Consider the following 17,068-nt stretch of genomic DNA (forward strand, 5'->3'; position numbering starts at 1 on the left):
GCATGAATGCCCTATTGTCACAAAATGCGTCCGCCGGGCCTGATGCGGAAAACACCAGGCGCAGCGGTGCGGATCTGGCGGTGCTGTCCCTGAGCAAGGCCTTCGGGGGCGTGCATGCGGTGGAGGATCTGAGCTTCCATATCCGGGCCGGCACCATCCATTCCGTGATCGGTCCCAACGGGGCGGGCAAGACCACCCTGTTCAATCTGATCACTGGTCTTTACCAGCCGGATCGGGGGGAGGTGCTGCTCAACGGACAACCGGTACAGGGCATGGCTCCTGAGCGCCTGGCCCGGCTCGGCATGTCCCGCACCTTTCAGAACCTGCAGATCTGCATGAATATGTCGGCGGTGGAAAATGTCATGCTGGGGCGGCACCTTCACCTCAAGCGCAACTTTCTCGCCGCCTTGCTGCGCTGGCCCTCCCTGCGGCGCAGCGAGCGGGCCTGCCGGGAGCAGGCGCGGGAGTTGCTGCGCTTCGTGGGCTGTGAGGCTTACCTGGAGGCAGAGGCCTCGGCCATGCCTTATGGTGCCCTCAAGCGCCTGGAGATCGCCCGGGCACTGGCCACGGAGCCGGGCATCCTGTTGCTGGATGAGCCGGCAGCGGGCCTGAACAGCGCCGAAACCGCCGCTCTGGAGCGCCTGATTCAGCGCGTTGCCGATCAGGGCGTGACCGTGGTGCTGGTGGAGCATGACATGAAGCTGGTCATGGCCGTCTCCCATCAGGTGCTGGTGCTGGATTACGGGCGCAAGCTCGCAGAGGGTACGCCGCAGGAAGTACGCCACAATCCCGATGTCATTGCCGCCTACCTGGGGGGCTGAGGGCCATGAACGAACCGCACAAGACCGCCGCCAGTCAGCGAGCCACGGGCACGATCTCCGAGGAGCACCTGAACCTGTGGCGCATCATCCTGCTGCTGGAACGCCTGCAGCAGGACATGGATCAGCAGGGCACCGAGCCGGACGAGGTGCTGATCAATGCCATCCTGGATTATTTCGAGCATTACTCGGAGCGGGTGCAGAGCCGTCCTAACGAGATCCTGCTGTTCGAGCGCCTGCGGGCCCGGGCGGGTGGGGGTTTCGAGGAGCTGGACGAGCTGGAAGCGGACTACCTGACGGCCCACGACGCCCTGCAGCAGCTGCGCGTGCTGCTGCACCGCTGTGTGGCGCACTGGCCCGAGGGGCGCGATGAGCTGTGTGCGGCCCTGGACCGATTCAGTCATACCCTGCGCCGGCACATCCTGCTGGAAGAACAGATCCTCATTCCCCAGGCCCTGAAGGTCCTGAATGAGGCGGACTGGACCGCCATTGCCGAGGCCCGGGACCAGTACAACGATCCCCTGTTCGGCGAGCGGGTGCGGGAGGAGTTCCGTGACCTGCGCCACCGTATCATCAACCTGGCGCCGGAGCACGTGGGGGGGCTGGGGATCAGTCATCCCACCCGCCTGGAGGCTCCACCGGATCGCCATGAGATGCTGGCCATCCAGGGGCTGGTGTCGTCCTATGGTCGCATCCAGGTGCTGCACGAGGTGGACCTGACCATCCGGCGAGGTGAGATTGTCTCGCTGGTGGGGGCCAATGGCGCCGGCAAGAGCACCCTGCTGATGACCCTTTCCGGGTTGCAGCCGGTGGACGCCGGACGCATGACCTACGAGGGTGAGGATCTGCGCCGCTGGCCTTCACATCGTCGCGTGGCGCAGGGCATCGTCCAGGTTCCGGAGGGCCGGCAGGTCTTTCGTGACATGACGGTACACGACAATCTGCTCATGGGGGCCTATACCCGCGGGCGTGGCAAGGAGGTGGATCAGGATCTGGAGCGGGTGTATGGACGCTTTCCCATCCTGCGCCAGAAGCAGCGTCAACTGGCGGGCATGCTCTCCGGTGGTCAGCAGCAGATGCTGGTGATCGGTCGCGCCCTCATGGCCCGGCCTCGACTGCTGTTGCTGGATGAACCCAGCATGGGGCTGGCGCCGCTGGTGGTGGAGGAGATCTTCGATATCATCCGGGAACTCAACCAGGAAGGGATCACCATCTTCCTGGTGGAGCAGAACGCCGCCCAGGCCCTGTCGGTCTCCCATCGGGGCTATGTGCTGGAGGCGGGGAAGGTGGTCCTGGAAGGGCGGGGTGAGGAGTTGCTGGAGAACGAGCAGGTGAGGGCGGCCTACCTGGGGATCTAACCCCCCCGGGCCGTGGTCGGGTGGCCCGGGGGATGTCCTGTCAGGTGGGCATCGGCCTCACGCGGACTGCATGCGCTCCTTGAGGAACGTCACCAGTCCGTTCAGGGCCACCATGGTGGCTTCCTCGTCCCGGCGGCCCTTGTATTCCGCCTCGCCGGCATCCAGTCCTTTCTCTCCCAGCACCACCCGGTGCGGGATGCCGATCAGTTCCATGTCGGCGAACATGACCCCCGGGCGTGCGCCGCGGTCGTCGTACAGCACCTGGAAGCCTGCCTCGGTGAGTTCCCGATAAAGTCCTTCCACGGCGTCGCGCAGGCGCTGGGACTTGTGGGCGTTGATGGGGCACAGGGCCACCTGGAAGGGGGCCAGGGCCTCGGGCCAGATGATGCCGCGGGCGTCATGGTTCTGTTCGATGGCTGACGCCACCACCCGGGAGACGCCGATACCGTAGCAGCCCATGGTGATCATCTGGCTGTGGCCCTGTTCGTCCAGCACCGTGGCATCCAGGGCCCGGCTGTATTTCTCCCCCAGCTGGAAGATATGACCCACTTCGATGCCACGACGGATCACCACTTTGCCCTGGCCGTCGGGGCTGGCATCGCCTTCGCGCACGTTGCGCAGATCGGCCACCTCGGGCAGTGGGGTGTCCCGGTCCCAGTTGATGCCGAACAGGTGCTTGCCGTCCTGGTTGGCGCCGCCGGCGAAGTCGCTCATCATGGCCACGGAGCGGTCGACGATGCAGGGAATGGGCAGGTTGACCGGGCCCAGGGAGCCGGGTCCGGCGCCGATGGCGGCGCGGATTTCCACTTCGCTGGCCATGCGCAGGGGGCTGGCCACCTGGGGCAGTTTTTCTGCCTTCAGGGTGTTGAGTTCGTGGTCGCCGCGCACCAGCAGGGCCACCAGTTGGGTGGCGTTCTCCTGGGAGGCAGCCACCACCAGGGTCTTGATGGTCTTTTCCACCGGCAGGTCGAAGCCGTCCACCAGGTCCTGGATGGTGCGGACGTTGGGGGTGTCCGCGATGCGCATTTCCTGGCTGGGGGCGGGGCGTTCGTGGCCGATGGCGGGTGCTTCGGCCAGTTCCACGTTGGCGGCGTAGTCGCTGCCGTTGGAGAAGGCGATGGCGTCTTCGCCGGAATCGGCCAGTACATGGAATTCATGGGAGTGGTGGCCGCCGATGGAGCCGGTATCGGCCTGCACGGCCCGGAAGTCCAGGCCGCAGCGCTGGAAGATCCGGGTGTAGGCCTCGTACATGGCCTGGTAGGTCTCCTGCAGGCTCTCGGGGCTGGTGTGGAAGGAGTAGGCGTCCTTCATGAGGAATTCCCGGGCCCGCATGATGCCGAAGCGGGGGCGGATTTCGTCGCGGAATTTGGTCTGGATCTGGTAGAAGTTGACGGGCAGTTGCCGGTAGCTGTTGATCTCGCGGCGCACCAGGTCGGTGATGACTTCTTCATGGGTGGGGCCGAAGCAGAAGTCGCGGTCGTGGCGGTCCTTGAGGCGCAGCAGTTCGGGCCCGTATTGTTCCCAGCGGCCGGATTCCTGCCACAGTTCAGCCGGTTGCACGGCGGGCATGAGGACTTCCAGGGCGCCGGCGCGATCCATTTCCTCGCGCACGATGGCTTCCACCCGTCGCAGGACTCTCAGCCCCAGGGGCATCCAGGTGTACAGCCCGGATGCCAGCCGGCGGATGTAGCCGGCCCGCAGCATCAGCTGGTGGCTGATCACCTCGGCATCGGCCGGGGTTTCCTTGAGGGTTGCGAGGGGGAATTGGGATACACGCATGTAGGGGTTCCGGATGATCGTGTTGGTCGGGGTCTTGGGTGGGGATTTTACATTAATCCGGTGTGGGTTCAGTGGATGAGGTTAGCGGGTGCCGGGTTTTGCTTGTGCCGGGGCTTGGGGTTCGAGGGACCCTCCGGGGCAGGTGTTCCCTCCAGCGGGACGCCGTGAATACGTCCATGTAGGCTCTGCAGCCGCTTCCTGCGGCTGAAGCCCGCTTACGGGAACCCCTGCCCCGGAGGGTCTGGACACATGGGTGGCTTCGATGGGTGTGATCCCTGGTGTTGGGGTGGCTGTTCTGCTCGTGCCTGGGATTGGGGTTTGGGGTGACCCTCCGGGGCAGGTGTTCCCTCCAGCGGGACGCCGTGAATACATCCATGTAGGCTCTGCAGCCGCTTCCTGCGGCTGAAGCCCGCTTACGGGAACCCCTGCCCCGGAGGGTCGGGACACGTTGGTGGCTTTGGTTGCATTGATCCCTTTGCGCTGGTGGAAGGGTCGGGATGCTATGGTGGCTTCGATTCCCTGAGTCCCTCTTCTCCCCTGGGTGGAGCGGAGCCGAGGGGATTTGAAATCCATCAATTTGTGATAAATTAGCAAAATCTAATATTTAACCGGCGCCCTCGGGTGTCCAATCGGGGAGTTTTGCCCATGATCCACCCAGGACTTCGCTGGCTGTTGGCTGCCACGGCCCTCTGGATGGTCGCTGCGTCTGTGGCGGCCCATGAGCTGGAGACCGCCCAGGTCCGTATGCATGCGCTGCCCCTGGAGCAGGTGCTCGACGGTCGTATTGAAGCCGTGCAGCAGGCCACCGTGTCGGCCCAGACCAGCGGGCGGGTGGTGGAGGTCTTCTTTGATGTGGATGACTTCGTGGACGAAGGGGACCTGATCCTGCGGTTGCGGGATACGGAGCAGCGCTCCCGGCTGGAGCAGGCGGAGGCCAGTCTGCGGGAGGCCCGGGCACGGTTCAACGAGGCGCGCAGTGAGCACGAACGCATCGAGGGCATCTTTCAGCGCCAGTTGATCTCCCGTTCGGAGATGGATCGGGCTACGGCGGCCCTGCAGTCGGCGCAGGCCCGCCTGGAGTCGGCCCAGGCGGCGGTGGAAGGGGCCCGCGAGGAGCTGGAACACACCCGGGTGGTGGCTCCTTATGCGGGCATCCTGACCGAGCGTCATGTGGAGACGGGGGAGAGTGTCAGCCCGGGCCAGCCGCTGGTGTCGGGAATCTCCCTGGAGCATTTGCGGGTGGTCACCCAGGTGCCTCAGCGGCATATTCAGGCGGTGCGGGAGCATCAGCAGGCGCGGGTGCTGATCAATGATTCCATGCCGGTGGAGGCCGAGGGTCTGACCCTGTTCCCCTATGCGGATCAGGGCAGTGCCAGCTTTCGTGTGCGGGTGCAGTTGCCCGATGGCACGCCGGGTCTGTTCCCGGGCATGTTCGTGAAGGTGGTGTTTACCGTGGGTGAGCAGGAGCGTCTGCTGGTGCCGGCCGGTGCCGTGATGCAGCGGGGTGAGGTCTCGGCCGTTTATGTGGTGGATGAGGAAGATCGCATCCGCCTGCGTCAGGTGCGCACCGGGCGCCCTGCCGAGGGTGATCATGTGCAGGTGCTGGCGGGCCTTGAACCGGGTGAGCGGGTGGCTCTGGATCCGGTGCGTGCCGGCGTGGCCCTGAAGGCGCAGCGGGAGGCGGCACGATGAGTGAAGTGGACAAGGATGGCGCCATGGGTATCTCCGGGCGCATCGCCAGGACCTTTCTCACCTCTCAGATCACGCCGCTGCTGGCCATTGTGGGCCTGTTGCTGGGGCTGTTTGCGGTCCTGGTTACGCCACGGGAGGAAGAGCCCCAGATCGACGTGACCTTCGCCAATGTGTTCATTCCCTTCCCCGGGGCCTCGGTGGAGGAGGTGGAGCAACTGGTGAGCATCCCGGCGCAGCAGGTGCTTTCGGAGATCGAGGGCCTGGAGCATGTGTATTCCACGTCGCAGCCCGGGATGTCGGTGCTCACGGTTCAGTATGAGGTGGGTGAGGGGCGGACCGAGGCCATCGTGCGCCTGTATAACCAGATCTTCTCCAATCAGGACTGGTTGCCCCAGGGGCTGGGTGTCGGGCAGCCCATCATCAAGCCCAAGGGGATTGACGATGTGCCCATCGTCGCCTTCACCCTGTGGACCGAGGATCGCCAGCGCAGCGCACATGACCTGCAGCGTGTGGCCCATACGGTGGAAACCGAACTCAAGCGGGTGCCTGGCACCCGTGACATCTACACCATTGGCGGCCCGGATCACGTGGTCCAGGTGCGACTGGACCCTCAGCGGGTCGCGGGTTTTGGCTTGAGCCTGGACGATCTGCGCCAGGCCCTGCAGGCCAGTAATGTGTCCCGGGATGCCAGCGCCCTGGTGCGTGATAACCAGGAGATACCGGTCAAGGCCGGGGCTTTCCTGTCATCCGAGGATGAGGTGGCCTCCCTGGTGGTGGGTGTGCACGACGGCGCTCCGGTGTACCTCTCCGATGTGGCGCAGGTGCGCCAGGGACCGGCCACTCCCCACAACTACGTCAGCTTTGGCTGGGGCGCAGGTTCCGAGGCGGGTGCCCTGCCGGGGCACAGCGAGCCGGCGGTGACCATCGCCATTGCCAAGCAGCCGGGCACCAATGCGGTGGATATCGCCGATCAGCTCATGACGCGCATGGATCAGTTGCGGGGCACCCATATCCCTGATGATGTGCAGGTGACCGTGACCCGCAATTACGGGGAAACGGCGAACGACAAGGCCAGCACCCTCATCCAGAAGCTGATTTTCGCCACGCTGTCCGTGGTGCTGCTGGTGTGGCTGGCCCTGGGCTGGCGCGAGGCCTTTATCGTCGGCACCGCCGTGGTGATCACCCTGGCGGTCACGTTGTTCGCCTCCTGGGCCTATGGCTTTACCCTGAACCGGGTTTCCCTGTTTGCCCTGATCTTCTCCATCGGCATCCTGGTAGATGATGCCATCGTGGTGGTGGAGAACATCCACCGGCACATGCAGATGGGCAAGAAGAAGCTGCTGGAGGCCATCCCGCTGGCGGTGGACGAGGTGGGTGCCCCCACCATCCTGGCCACCTTTGCGGTGATTGCCGCGCTGCTGCCCATGGCCTTCGTAACGGGGCTGATGGGGCCTTACATGAGCCCCATCCCCATCAACGCCAGCATGGGGATGCTCATTTCTCTGGCCGTGGCCTATGTGGTGACGCCCTGGATGACCTACAAACTGCTGCGTCGCCATGCGGAGGCCAGGTCGCCCGCCGAAGGTGGGCACGTCCAGGGGGGCGGTGAGGCGGCCGGCACGCGGATGATGCGCCTGTCCGAGGGGACCCTGGGGCCCTTCCTGCGCGGTGGTGGTGCCCGCTACAAGCGCTGGGGCCTCTATGGCGGCGTGGTGCTGCTGATTCTGGCCTCGGTGTCGCTGGTCTATGTGCAGGCCGTGGTCCTGAAGATGCTGCCCTTTGACGACAAGTCGGAGTTCCAGGTGGTGCTGGAGATGCCTGAGGGCACGAGCCTGGAGCGCACCGCGCGTGTGCTTCACGAGATGGGGGATTACCTGGCCACCGTGCCCGAGGTGCATGATTATCAGGTTTACGCCGGTACGGCCTCGCCCATCAACTTCAATGGACTGGTGCGTCAGTACTACCTGCGCGAGGGGGCTCACCTGGGGGATCTGCAGGTGAACCTGGTGCATCAGAAGGAGCGCAGCCGCAAGAGCCACGATATCGCTCTGGAGGTGCGCGAGCCGCTCAAGGCCATCGCCGACCGTCATGGGGCTATCATCCAGTTGGTGGAGGTCCCCCCGGGGCCGCCGGTGCGGGCGCCCATTGTGGCGGAGATCTATGGTCCGGACTATGAAGGACAGATGGCCCTGGCAGGACAACTCCGGGAGATGTTCGAGAATACCGCCGGGGTGGTGGATGTGTCCGACTCGGTGGACTACGCCGGACCCCGTCTGATCCTGGAAGTGGACCGGGAAAAGGCTGCCCTGATGGGGGTGTCACAGACGGCCATTGCCCAGGCAGTGGACACGGTCCTGGCGGGCGAGGATGTGAGCTTCCTCTTTGGTGCCAACGTGAAATACGCCGTGCCCATCCGCCTGGAGTTCGATCCCGCCGACAAGGCGGATCTGGAGACGGTGCTCGGGGTGCGGGTGCGCGCCATGGATGGCGGACTGGTGCCCCTGTCGGAGCTGGTGAACGTGGTGGAGAGCACGCGCGAGCGTTCCATCCATCACAAGAACATGCTGCCGGTGGTGTATGTCACCGCCGATATGGCCGGGCGTCTGGATAGCCCGCTGTATGGCATGTTCGACCTGGTGTTCCAGTTGCGTGACAAGCCCATGGTCCATGATGAGGCCCTGGAGCAGTTCTTCATCCAGCAGCCGGATGATCCCTACCAGTACAGCATCAAGTGGGATGGGGAGTGGCAGGTCACCTACGAAACCTTCCGCGACATGGGGCTGGCCTACTCGGTGGGCTTGCTGCTCATCTACCTGCTGGTGGTGGCGCAGTTCCGCTCCTACGTGGTGCCGCTGATCATCATGGCGCCCATCCCGCTCACGGTGATTGGTGTCATGCCTGGTCATGCCCTGCTGGATGGTCTGGTGATGGACGCCAAGTTCACGGCCACATCCATGATCGGCATGATCGCCCTGGCGGGGATCATCGTGCGCAACTCCATCCTACTGGTAGATTTCATCAATCATGAGGTGAGTCGCGGCCTGGTCCTGGAGGATGCAGTGATCCGTGCCGGCGCCGTGCGCGCCAAGCCCATCGTGCTGACGGGGCTCGCCGCCATGATCGGTGCGGGCTTCATCCTGGACGACCCGATCTTCAATGGCCTGGCCATCTCCCTGATCTTCGGCATCCTGGTGTCCACGATGCTCACCCTGCTGGTGATCCCGGTGCTGTACTACAGCTACCTCAAGGGCAGGGTTCAGCATCAATGAGCCCCGCAGCAGCATCAACCGCCCGGCTACCGGTTCTCGCCCCGGGACACCTGCCTCAACACCCAGTCCAGCCCCCGCGTGGGCAACACCCGCCGCAGCGTGCCGAACAGCCAGGTGGGCACTGTCACGTAATACCGCGCCCGTGGCCGCGGGCTCTCCAGGGCATGGATCAGCTTCTTCACCACCGCCTCCGGTGGCAGGGTGAAGGGCGCCGCCGGCCCCTCCTTGGTTAAACGCCGCTGTGCCGCCGCGTACTGCTCCCGGAACACACTGTTCTCCCGGTCGATATGGGCCGCCAGGGCCGCGTGGGCGTTGGCCCGAAACCGGCTGCTGATGGGCCCCGGCTCGATCAGGCTTACATGCACGCCGCTGCCGTGCAGTTCCATGCGCAGGGTGTCGGTGAGCCCCTCCAGGGCGAACTTGGAGCAGTTGTAGGCGCCGCGAAAGGGCAGGGCGACCAGGCCCAGTACCGAACTGTTCTGCACGATGCGCCCCTCACCCTGTCGACGCATCACCGGGATCACAAGATTGGTCAGCTCCAGCCAGCCCAGCAGATTGGTCTCCAGTTGCTGGCGCAGCACATACCGCGACAGATCCTCCACCGCCCCGGGCTGTCCGTAGGCCCCGTTGTTGAACAGGGCGTGCAGCCGCCCCCCGGTGGCCTCCAGTACGGCGTCCATCGCCGCCCGGATGGAATCGCTATGGGCCAGATCCAGAGGCAGTGCCTCCAGCCCTTCCTCGCGTAGCCGTGCCACGTCTTCCTCTTGTCGCGCCGTGGCAAACACCCGGTAACCCCGGCGTGCCAGCGCATGAGCCGCACAGTGGCCAATGCCGGAGGAGCAGCCGGTGATGAGGATGGTGCGATCGTTGGGCGATGGAGCTGTGGAGGAGGGCGTCATGATGCCGGGACTCACAATATGTTGGGGTTGTTGGGGAAGCGTCTTAAATCACTGGTCCGCTGTAAACATCAGAGTTACACTTTTAAGTGTAACTTTTTCTGGAGGATGTCATGGAAGCCACAACCAAGGACCTGCGTCTGCACACGCGAGAACTCCTGGCCGCAGTGCGCCGCGGTGAGCAGGTGGATATTACCTACCGCGGCAAGCCTTGTGCCCGCCTCGTGGCCTGGCAGGCGAGTGCCCAGGATTCGACATGCCGGGGACGAAATCCGGCCTTCGGTCTTTGGGGGGCACAACAGGACACCACGGTGGATGACCAGGTGCGCGCCTTGCGCCAGGGGCGTGACTTTTCCAATCTGGGGTGAATGCTGTGCTGATCGATACGGATGTCCTGATCTGGAATCTGCGCGGCAACGAGCGGGCAGCTTCCATGCTTGATGGTTCGCCGGGCTTCATGGTGTCCGCAGTCACCTATATGGAGCTGCTTCAGGGGCTGAGGAACAAAGATGAATTACGCGTCCTGCGCCAGGCGATGCATTACTGGGGGGCCCGGTTGATCCCTGTTGACACGGAAATCTGTGGCCGCGCCACTTATCTGGTGGAAGAGTATGCGCTCAGTCACGCCATGCAGATGGCAGATGCCATGATCGCTGCCACTGCGATGCATCTTGGCGAGGTGCTGGTGACGGCCAATGACCGGCATTACCGTCATATTGATGGTCTGACTCTGGAAGTGTTTCGGCCCAAGTAGGACTCAGTAGGTCAGCGTTACCACCCCATCCTCCACCACCTCACCGATGAAGGCCCCGCCGCCGCGCTTGCCGTCCAGCTCCGGGATGGCGTTGGTATCATCCAGGCCGTGTTCCCCCATGGCGCCGGCGCAGGCATAGAATTTTACGCCGGCCTCGTGGGCATCCTTCATGAAGTCATACACGGATTTTTCCCTGCCCTCGCCGGGAAAGATGTTCCGGGCCACGCCCTGCTTGAGCAGTTGCGTGGTCTGGGCGGCGAAATAGATCTCCACCTCCAGGTCCATGGCCGCGGCCACGGTGGCCTGAAAGAAGGGAGCACCCAGGGTGCCCGGTGCATCCAGGCGGGTGTTGAGCAGCATGATCACGATCTTCTCGGTCATTTCCTTCTCCTCTCGGGGCTTGCAAAATTCCCCATCGCCCCCATAACCCGAAAGGCGCCCGATTGCGCCTCCAAGGCAGTATAATTCGCGCACGATCAGACCGCCCCGCACGGAGACCCGAAGATGCCCATCTACGAATACGAATGCAATGCCTGTGGCCACCGCATGGAGGCCATGCAGAAGATTGCCGACGCCCCGCTGGTGGATTGCCCCGCCTGCAACACCGCCGAACTGCGCAAGCTGGTGTCCGCCAGCGCCTTCCGCCTGGGTGGCAGCGGCTGGTACGAGACCGACTTCAAGAAGGACAACAAGCGCAATCTCAAGGAAGGCGACAAGGCCGCATCCTGCGCCACGGACAGCGGCGCCAAATCACCGGCGTGCGGCGCCTGTCCTGCTGCCGCCAACTCCGGGGGATAACCCTTGTCGGATAAACACACCGGACCCATGCAGAGCCTGCGACGCTATCTGATTGCGGGCCTGCTGGTCTGGGTGCCCCTGGTGGCCACGGCGGCCATCATCAAGTTCATTCTCGACATGATGGACCGCACCCTGTTGCTGTTGCCGCCGGGGTGGCGGCCGGAGGCCATTCTCGGCTTCACCATCCCCGGTTTTGGGGTGGTGATGGCCGTGGTGATCGTCTTCACCACCGGCCTGGTGGTGGCCAACCTGCTGGGCCGCAAGCTGGTGGATCTGTGGGAGGCCATCCTGGCCCGCATACCGCTGGTGAGCACCATCTACTCCGCCGTGAAGCAGGTGATGGAGACCCTGCTGGGCGCGGGTGGTGAATCCTTCCGCCGTGTCCTGCTGGTGGAGTATCCCAGGAAGGGCATCTGGACACTGGGCTTCCAGACGGGTGCGGGCATGGGGGAGGTGCAGGCGCGCACCGAAAAGGACGTGATCAGCGTCTTCATTCCCACCACGCCCAATCCCACCTCAGGCTTCATCATCCTTGTCCCTCGCGACGAGGTGGTGGTGCTGGATATGTCGGTGGAGGATGGCCTCAAGTTCGTCATGTCCCTGGGCGTGGTCGTGCCCCGATACCCCCCGCTGAAGAAGGGTGAGTCGGGCGCGAAGTGACGCCGCGGCGCCGGGCGCCTCCCCCCGGACTTGCCACCCCAATTGGCAAGACCGTACCATTACCGGTTTTCCACAGCCCCAATCATTCAGGACACTCCAGGAATCCCCCATGCGCTCCCATTACTGCGGTATCGTCGATGAGTCCCTGCTCGACCAGGAAGTGACACTGTGCGGCTGGGTCAATCGCCGCCGGGACCATGGGGGCGTGATCTTCGTCGATCTGCGCGACCGTGAAGGGTTGGTGCAGGTGGTCTTCGACCCGGACCGGGCCGATGTCTTCGCTACCGCCGAACGCATCCGCAGCGAATACGTGCTGAAGGTGACCGGCCGGGTGCGTCGTCGCCCGGAAGGCACGGTGAATACCGATCTGCGCACCGGGGCGATTGAAGTGCTGGGCACCGGGCTGACCGTGCTCAACACCTCCGAGACCCCACCCTTCCAGCTGGACGAGGACGACGTGGGCGAGGAGACCCGCCTGCGCTATCGTTACGTGGACCTGCGCCGTCCCACCATGCAGAGGCGTCTGCAGATGCGGGCCCGCATCACCGGCGTGCTGCGCCGGTTCCTGGAAGGGCATGATTTCCTGGACATCGAGACCCCGATGCTCACCAAGGCCACGCCCGAAGGCGCCCGGGACTACCTGGTGCCCAGTCGCACCCATCCCGGCAGCTTCTTTGCCTTGCCCCAGTCGCCGCAGCTGTTCAAGCAGTTGCTGATGATGTCCGGGCTGGACCGCTACTACCAGATCGTGCGCTGCTTCAGAGACGAAGACCTGCGCGCCGACCGTCAGCCCGAATTCACCCAGCTGGATATCGAGACCTCCTTCATGGATGAGGAGGGCATCATGACCCTCATGGAGGAGATGATGCGGGAACTCTTCGCCCAGGTGCTGGAAGTGCCCCTGCACACCCCCTTCCAGCGCATGACCTATGCCGAGGCCATGCACCGCTTTGGCTCCGACAAGCCGGACCTGCGCATCCCCCTGGAGCTGACGGAACTGACCGACGTGATGGCGCCGGTGGAGTTCAAGGTGTTCTCCGGCCCCGCCAAGGACCCCCATGGTCGCGTGGCGGCCCTGCGTCTGCCCAAGGGCGGCGATCTCACCCGCAAGGAGATCGACGATTACACCCAGTTCGTGGGGCGTTACGGTGCCAAGGGCCTGGCCTATATCAAGGTCAACGACGTCAATGCGGGGCGTGAGGGGTTGCAGTCCCCCATCCTCAAGTTCCTGCCGGATGAGGTGGTGGTGGAGATCCTCAACCGCACCGAGGCTGAGGACGGCGACCTGATCTTCTTCGGTGCCGACAAGGCCCGGGTGGTGAACGAAGCCCTGGGTGCCCTGCGGGTCAGGCTGGGTCACGACCGCCACCTGGTGGCACGCGGCTGGCGTCCCCTGTGGGTGGTGGACTTCCCCATGTTCGAGATGGACGACAAGGACAAGCGCTGGGTGGCGCTGCACCATCCCTTCACTGCGCCGCGCGTGGACAGCCCCGAGGCGCTTTCCGGCGATCCCGGTCATCTCATCTCCAGGGCCTACGACCTGGTGCTCAACGGTACGGAAGTGGGCGGCGGTTCGGTGCGTATCCACAACATGGCCATGCAGCAGAAGGTATTCGAGCTGCTGGGCATCGGTGAGACCGAGGCCCGGGAGAAGTTCGGCTTCCTGCTGGATGCCCTCAAGTACGGTTGCCCCCCGCATGGTGGCATCGCCTTCGGCCTGGACCGCCTGGTCATGCTCATGACCGGCGCCCAGTCCATCCGCGACGTCATGGCCTTCCCCAAGACCCAGACCGCCGCCTGCCCCCTCACCCAGGCCCCCGCCGAGGTCAGCGAGGCCCAGCTCCGGGAGCTGAACATCCGGCTGCGGCAGACGGGCGCAGAGAAGAAGGAGGGCTGATCCTCCCAAAAAGGGGACCCCAAAAAGGTGTCTGTCCCCTTTTTGGGCGCCTGAAAAAGATGTCTGTCCCCTTTTTGCGCCCCACTTATACCCGAATCAAAAACTTCCCTTTGAGTTGATGCCCCGCAACCGGCACACTTTCACGTCGGGATTCTGCTAAAACCTACCCTGAGCGGATCATCACCACACCCTACATAACCATAACGACAGGTGACGGGGCATGAAGGCACTGCCGAAGTTTGAAGACCATTCCCGACAGGACACCCGGTACACCACCTGCTACATGTGTGCCTGTCGCTGCGGCATCAAGGTCACCGTCGAAGACAACAAGGTCCGCTACATCCAGGGCAACCGTAACCATCCGGTGAACAAGGGCGTGCTCTGTGCCAAGGGCAACGCCGGCATCATGAAGCAGCAGTCCCCGGCGAGGCTGCAGCAACCCCTGATGCGAAAGCCCGGTACCGAACGGGGGGAGGGGGAGTTCGAACCCATCTCCTGGCACGATGCCCTGAACCTGCTCACCGATCGCCTGGCGAAGATCCGCTCCACCGATCCCAAGAAGCTGGCCTTCTTTACCGGTCGCGACCAGATGCAGGCGCTGACCGGCCTGTGGGCCACCCAGTTCGGCACCATCAACTGGGCCGCCCACGGCGGATTCTGCTCCGTGAACATGGCCTCGGCGGGGCTGTACACCATGGGGCACGCCTTCTGGGAATTCGGCGACCCGGATTGGGAACGCACCAAGTACTTCATGCTCTGGGGCGTGGCCGAAGACCATGCCTCCAACCCCATCAAGATGGGCATCGAACAGGTCAAGCGCCGCGGCGCCAAGTTTGTCTCCGTGAACCCGGTGCGCACCGGCTATCAGGCCGTGGCCGATGAGTGGGTCGCCATCCGTCCGGGCACCGATGGGCTGCTGGCCCTGGCCATGATTCACGTGCTGCTGCGCAACGACTGTATCGACCAGACCTTCCTGGTGCGCTACACCAACGCCCCCTGGCTGGTGGTGGACACTCCAGGGCAGAAGGGCCATGGCCTCATCCTGCGGGACAAGAAGGGCAATCCCCTGTGCTGGGATCAGGAAACCGATGCGGTCACCGATGCCTCCCAGGTGGAGATCCAGCCGGCCCTGTTCGGTGAATACACCGCCCCGGACGGCCGCCCGGTGAAGACGGTCATGACCCTGCTGGCCGAACGCTACCTGGATGCCCAGTATGCACCGGAGAACGTGGCCGAGCGCTGCGGCGTGCCCGCCGAACAGATCGAACGCCTGGCCCTGGAGATGGCCCATGTGGCCTTCAAGGAGACCATCGAGATCGAATGCGAGTGGACCGATGCCTACGGCCGCACCCATGATCGCTTCGTGGGCCGCCCGGTTTCCATGCACGCCATGCGGGGCATCTCTGCCCACTCCAACGGTTTTCAGACCTGCCGGGCCATCCACCTGTTGCAGATCCTGCTGGGGACCATCGATGTGCCCGGCGGGCATCTGTCCAAGCCGCCGTATCCCAAGCACATCCCCCCGGGCATCAAGCCCGCACGGGAAATGGCCCCGAACACCCCGCTCAAGAGTCCGCCACTGGGCTTTCCCACCGGCCCCGAGGACCTGGTGATCGACAAGCAGGGCAACCCCCTGCGCATCGACAAGGCCTATTCCTGGGATGCCCCCATGGCCAACCATGGCCTGATGCACATGGTGATCACCAACGCGGTGAAGGGGGACCCTTACCCCATCGACACGCTGATCCTGTTCATGGCCAACATGAGCTGGAACTCCACCATGAACACCAGCCAGGTGATGGACATGCTGCGGGAGAAGGGCGAGGACGGGGAGTACAAGATCCCCTTCCTGGTGGTGTCCGACGCCTTCCATTCGGAGACGGTCAACTTCGCCGACCTGGTGCTGCCGGATTGCACCTATCTGGAGCGGCACGACACCATCTCCATGCTGGATCGCCCCATCTCCGAACCCCATGCCGCGGCGGACTCCATCCGCCAGCCCATCCTGGAGAAGGACCGGGACGTGCGCCCCTGGCAGGAGGTGCTGGTGGACCTGGCCGGGCGGCTCAAATTCCCGGCGTTCACCGGTGAGGACGGCAAGCCCCGATACGCCTCCTATCAGGACTTCATCATCAACTTCCAGAAGGAGCCGGGCATCGGCTTCCTGGCGGGTTGGCGTGGTGAAAACGGGGATCAGGGTCTGCGCGGCGAGCCCAATCCGAAGCAATGGGAGGCCTATGCCGAGAATCAGTGCTTCTTCGTGCATCACCTGGAAGACAGTCAGAAATACTACCGCTACTGCAACCAGGATTACCTGACCCTGGCCCGCCATGCAGGCTGGGTGGGGTCCACCGATCCCATCGTGCTGGAGCTGTATTCCGAGACCCAGCAGCGCTTCAAGCTGGCAGGGCAGGGGCTGTACGACGGGCCATGCCCCACCCGCGAGGAACACAAGGACCGGCTCACCCGTTACTTTGACCCATTGCCCATCTGGCATCCCCCGCTGGAGCATGGTCGCATCGACATGGATAAGTACCCCTTCCATGCCATCACCCAGCGGCCCATGTTCATGTACCACTCCTGGGATTCACAGAACGCCTGGCTGCGGCAGATCTGCGCCGGTAATCGCCTTTACATGAACCGGGGGCGGGCCCACTCCATGGGCATCGAGGACGATGCCTGGGTCTGGGTAGAGTCCCACCATGGCCGTATCCGCGCCCAGGTGAAACTCATCGAGGCGGTGGAACCGGACACGGTCTGGACCTGGAACGCCATTGGCAAGCAGGCGGGGGCGTGGGGGCTTTCTGCGGATGCGGATGAATCCCGCAAGGGCTTCCTGCTCAACCACCTGATCTCGGAATTGCTCCCCCAGCAAGGGGACGGGCTGGACAACGTCACCAATTCCGACCCCGTCACCGGTCAGGCGGCCTGGTATGACCTGCGTGTGAAGATTACCCCCGCCAAACCAGGCGAGGTGGGTTCCTGGCCCCAGTTCGATCAGGTGAAACCCCTGCCTGGGATGGCGGTATCCCCCAGCGCCTTGCGCTATCAGACGCACCGTGCCGTGAACCTGAAGCGCAGCCTCTGGGATGTGCTCACGCGGGGCAAGCACCGGCGGTGAACGCGGTTGGCGATGAGGGGTAGCGG

13 protein-coding genes and 1 pseudogene are annotated in these 17,068 nt (G+C 64.1%); 11 read left to right on the plus strand and 3 right to left on the minus strand.

Annotated elements, in window-relative coordinates; translation table 11 throughout:
* Window positions 1-2 precede the first annotated feature (2 nt).
* The 3 genes and pseudogenes from ECTOBSL9_RS09075 (at window position 3) to ECTOBSL9_RS17735 (ending at window position 2,176) form a co-directional block, all read left to right on the plus strand.
* Window positions 3-821: an ABC transporter ATP-binding protein gene (locus ECTOBSL9_RS09075; protein WP_082829842.1), complete on the plus strand. Its 819-nt coding sequence runs from the start codon at window positions 3-5 to the stop codon at window positions 819-821.
* Window positions 822-826: 5 nt separating this feature from the next.
* Window positions 827-1,213: pseudogene (locus ECTOBSL9_RS17730) on the plus strand (hemerythrin domain-containing protein); the annotation flags it as partial.
* A gap of 258 nt (window positions 1,214-1,471) precedes the next feature.
* Window positions 1,472-2,176: an ABC transporter ATP-binding protein gene (locus ECTOBSL9_RS17735; RefSeq protein WP_063466109.1), complete on the plus strand. Its 705-nt coding sequence runs from the start codon at window positions 1,472-1,474 to the stop codon at window positions 2,174-2,176.
* A gap of 57 nt (window positions 2,177-2,233) precedes the next feature.
* Here the strand turns inward: ECTOBSL9_RS17735 and ECTOBSL9_RS09085 are convergent, their stop codons facing one another.
* Window positions 2,234-3,955 carry a proline--tRNA ligase gene (locus ECTOBSL9_RS09085; RefSeq protein ID WP_063464773.1) on the minus strand — a complete coding sequence of 574 codons (1,722 nt, stop codon included), beginning with the start codon at window positions 3,953-3,955 and terminating at the stop codon, window positions 2,234-2,236.
* 645 nt (window positions 3,956-4,600) lie between these two features.
* Here ECTOBSL9_RS09085 and ECTOBSL9_RS09090 point away from each other — a divergent pair.
* On the plus strand, window positions 4,601-5,647 hold the full coding sequence (locus ECTOBSL9_RS09090) for an efflux RND transporter periplasmic adaptor subunit (RefSeq protein WP_240480949.1): 1,047 nt from the start codon (window positions 4,601-4,603) through the stop codon (window positions 5,645-5,647).
* Window positions 5,644-8,916: an efflux RND transporter permease subunit gene (locus ECTOBSL9_RS09095; protein ID WP_063464775.1), complete on the plus strand. Its 3,273-nt coding sequence runs from the start codon at window positions 5,644-5,646 to the stop codon at window positions 8,914-8,916. The genes ECTOBSL9_RS09090 and ECTOBSL9_RS09095 overlap by 4 nt, the downstream gene beginning before the upstream one ends.
* Window positions 8,917-8,942: 26 nt before the next feature.
* On the opposite strand, the gene ECTOBSL9_RS09100 is transcribed toward ECTOBSL9_RS09095, so the two are convergent.
* Window positions 8,943-9,815, minus strand: coding sequence for an SDR family oxidoreductase (locus tag ECTOBSL9_RS09100; RefSeq protein WP_063466110.1), 873 nt, complete (start codon window positions 9,813-9,815; stop codon window positions 8,943-8,945).
* 110 nt (window positions 9,816-9,925) lie between these two features.
* On the opposite strand from ECTOBSL9_RS09100, the gene ECTOBSL9_RS09105 reads away from it, so the two are divergent.
* The gene (locus ECTOBSL9_RS09105; protein WP_063464776.1) at window positions 9,926-10,180 is read left to right on the plus strand and encodes a type II toxin-antitoxin system Phd/YefM family antitoxin; all 255 of its coding nucleotides are present in this window, start codon (window positions 9,926-9,928) and stop codon (window positions 10,178-10,180) included.
* A gap of 5 nt (window positions 10,181-10,185) precedes the next feature.
* Window positions 10,186-10,566: a type II toxin-antitoxin system VapC family toxin gene (locus ECTOBSL9_RS09110; RefSeq protein ID WP_063466111.1), complete on the plus strand. Its 381-nt coding sequence runs from the start codon at window positions 10,186-10,188 to the stop codon at window positions 10,564-10,566.
* Window positions 10,567-10,569: 3 nt separating this feature from the next.
* Here ECTOBSL9_RS09110 and ECTOBSL9_RS09115 read toward each other — a convergent pair whose 3' ends face one another.
* On the minus strand, window positions 10,570-10,947 hold the full coding sequence (locus ECTOBSL9_RS09115) for a DsrE family protein (protein ID WP_063464777.1): 378 nt from the start codon (window positions 10,945-10,947) through the stop codon (window positions 10,570-10,572).
* A gap of 123 nt (window positions 10,948-11,070) precedes the next feature.
* On the opposite strand from ECTOBSL9_RS09115, the gene ECTOBSL9_RS09120 reads away from it, so the two are divergent.
* The 4 genes from ECTOBSL9_RS09120 (at window position 11,071) to ECTOBSL9_RS09135 (ending at window position 17,042) form a co-directional block, all read left to right on the plus strand.
* Complete coding sequence (locus ECTOBSL9_RS09120) at window positions 11,071-11,364, plus strand: FmdB family zinc ribbon protein (RefSeq protein ID WP_063464778.1); 294 nt, start codon at window positions 11,071-11,073, stop codon at window positions 11,362-11,364.
* Window positions 11,365-11,391: 27 nt separating this feature from the next.
* A complete protein-coding gene (locus ECTOBSL9_RS09125; protein WP_063464779.1) occupies window positions 11,392-12,024 on the plus strand; it encodes a DUF502 domain-containing protein in 633 nt (210 codons plus the stop codon).
* 109 nt (window positions 12,025-12,133) lie between these two features.
* Entirely contained in the window at window positions 12,134-13,921 is a 1,788-nt protein-coding gene (gene aspS / locus ECTOBSL9_RS09130; protein WP_063464780.1) for an aspartate--tRNA ligase, read from the plus strand.
* A 220-nt stretch (window positions 13,922-14,141) separates the two neighbouring features.
* Window positions 14,142-17,042: a molybdopterin oxidoreductase family protein gene (locus tag ECTOBSL9_RS09135; RefSeq protein ID WP_063464781.1), complete on the plus strand. Its 2,901-nt coding sequence runs from the start codon at window positions 14,142-14,144 to the stop codon at window positions 17,040-17,042.
* The last annotated feature ends 26 nt before the right edge of the window (window positions 17,043-17,068 follow it).

The sequence above is a fragment of the Ectothiorhodospira sp. BSL-9 genome (assembly GCF_001632845.1).
Taxonomy (GTDB): Bacteria; Pseudomonadota; Gammaproteobacteria; order Ectothiorhodospirales; family Ectothiorhodospiraceae; genus Ectothiorhodospira.

What these genes read in the sequence shown, in the direction of transcription:
- ECTOBSL9_RS09075 (WP_082829842.1), top strand. Translation starts at nt 3, where the DNA reads ATGAATGCCCTATTGTCACAAAATGCGTCCGCCGGGCCTGATGCGGAA.
- ECTOBSL9_RS17735 (WP_063466109.1), top strand. Translation starts at nt 1,472, where the DNA reads ATGCTGGCCATCCAGGGGCTGGTGTCGTCCTATGGTCGCATCCAGGTG.
- ECTOBSL9_RS09085 (WP_063464773.1), bottom strand. Translation starts at nt 3,955, where the DNA reads ATGCGTGTATCCCAATTCCCCCTCGCAACCCTCAAGGAAACCCCGGCC.
- ECTOBSL9_RS09090 (WP_240480949.1), top strand. Translation starts at nt 4,601, where the DNA reads ATGATCCACCCAGGACTTCGCTGGCTGTTGGCTGCCACGGCCCTCTGG.
- ECTOBSL9_RS09095 (WP_063464775.1), top strand. Translation starts at nt 5,644, where the DNA reads ATGAGTGAAGTGGACAAGGATGGCGCCATGGGTATCTCCGGGCGCATC.
- ECTOBSL9_RS09100 (WP_063466110.1), bottom strand. Translation starts at nt 9,815, where the DNA reads ATGACGCCCTCCTCCACAGCTCCATCGCCCAACGATCGCACCATCCTC.
- ECTOBSL9_RS09105 (WP_063464776.1), top strand. Translation starts at nt 9,926, where the DNA reads ATGGAAGCCACAACCAAGGACCTGCGTCTGCACACGCGAGAACTCCTG.
- ECTOBSL9_RS09115 (WP_063464777.1), bottom strand. Translation starts at nt 10,947, where the DNA reads ATGACCGAGAAGATCGTGATCATGCTGCTCAACACCCGCCTGGATGCA.
- ECTOBSL9_RS09120 (WP_063464778.1), top strand. Translation starts at nt 11,071, where the DNA reads ATGCCCATCTACGAATACGAATGCAATGCCTGTGGCCACCGCATGGAG.
- ECTOBSL9_RS09125 (WP_063464779.1), top strand. Translation starts at nt 11,392, where the DNA reads ATGCAGAGCCTGCGACGCTATCTGATTGCGGGCCTGCTGGTCTGGGTG.
- aspS (WP_063464780.1), top strand. Translation starts at nt 12,134, where the DNA reads ATGCGCTCCCATTACTGCGGTATCGTCGATGAGTCCCTGCTCGACCAG.
- ECTOBSL9_RS09135 (WP_063464781.1), top strand. Translation starts at nt 14,142, where the DNA reads ATGAAGGCACTGCCGAAGTTTGAAGACCATTCCCGACAGGACACCCGG.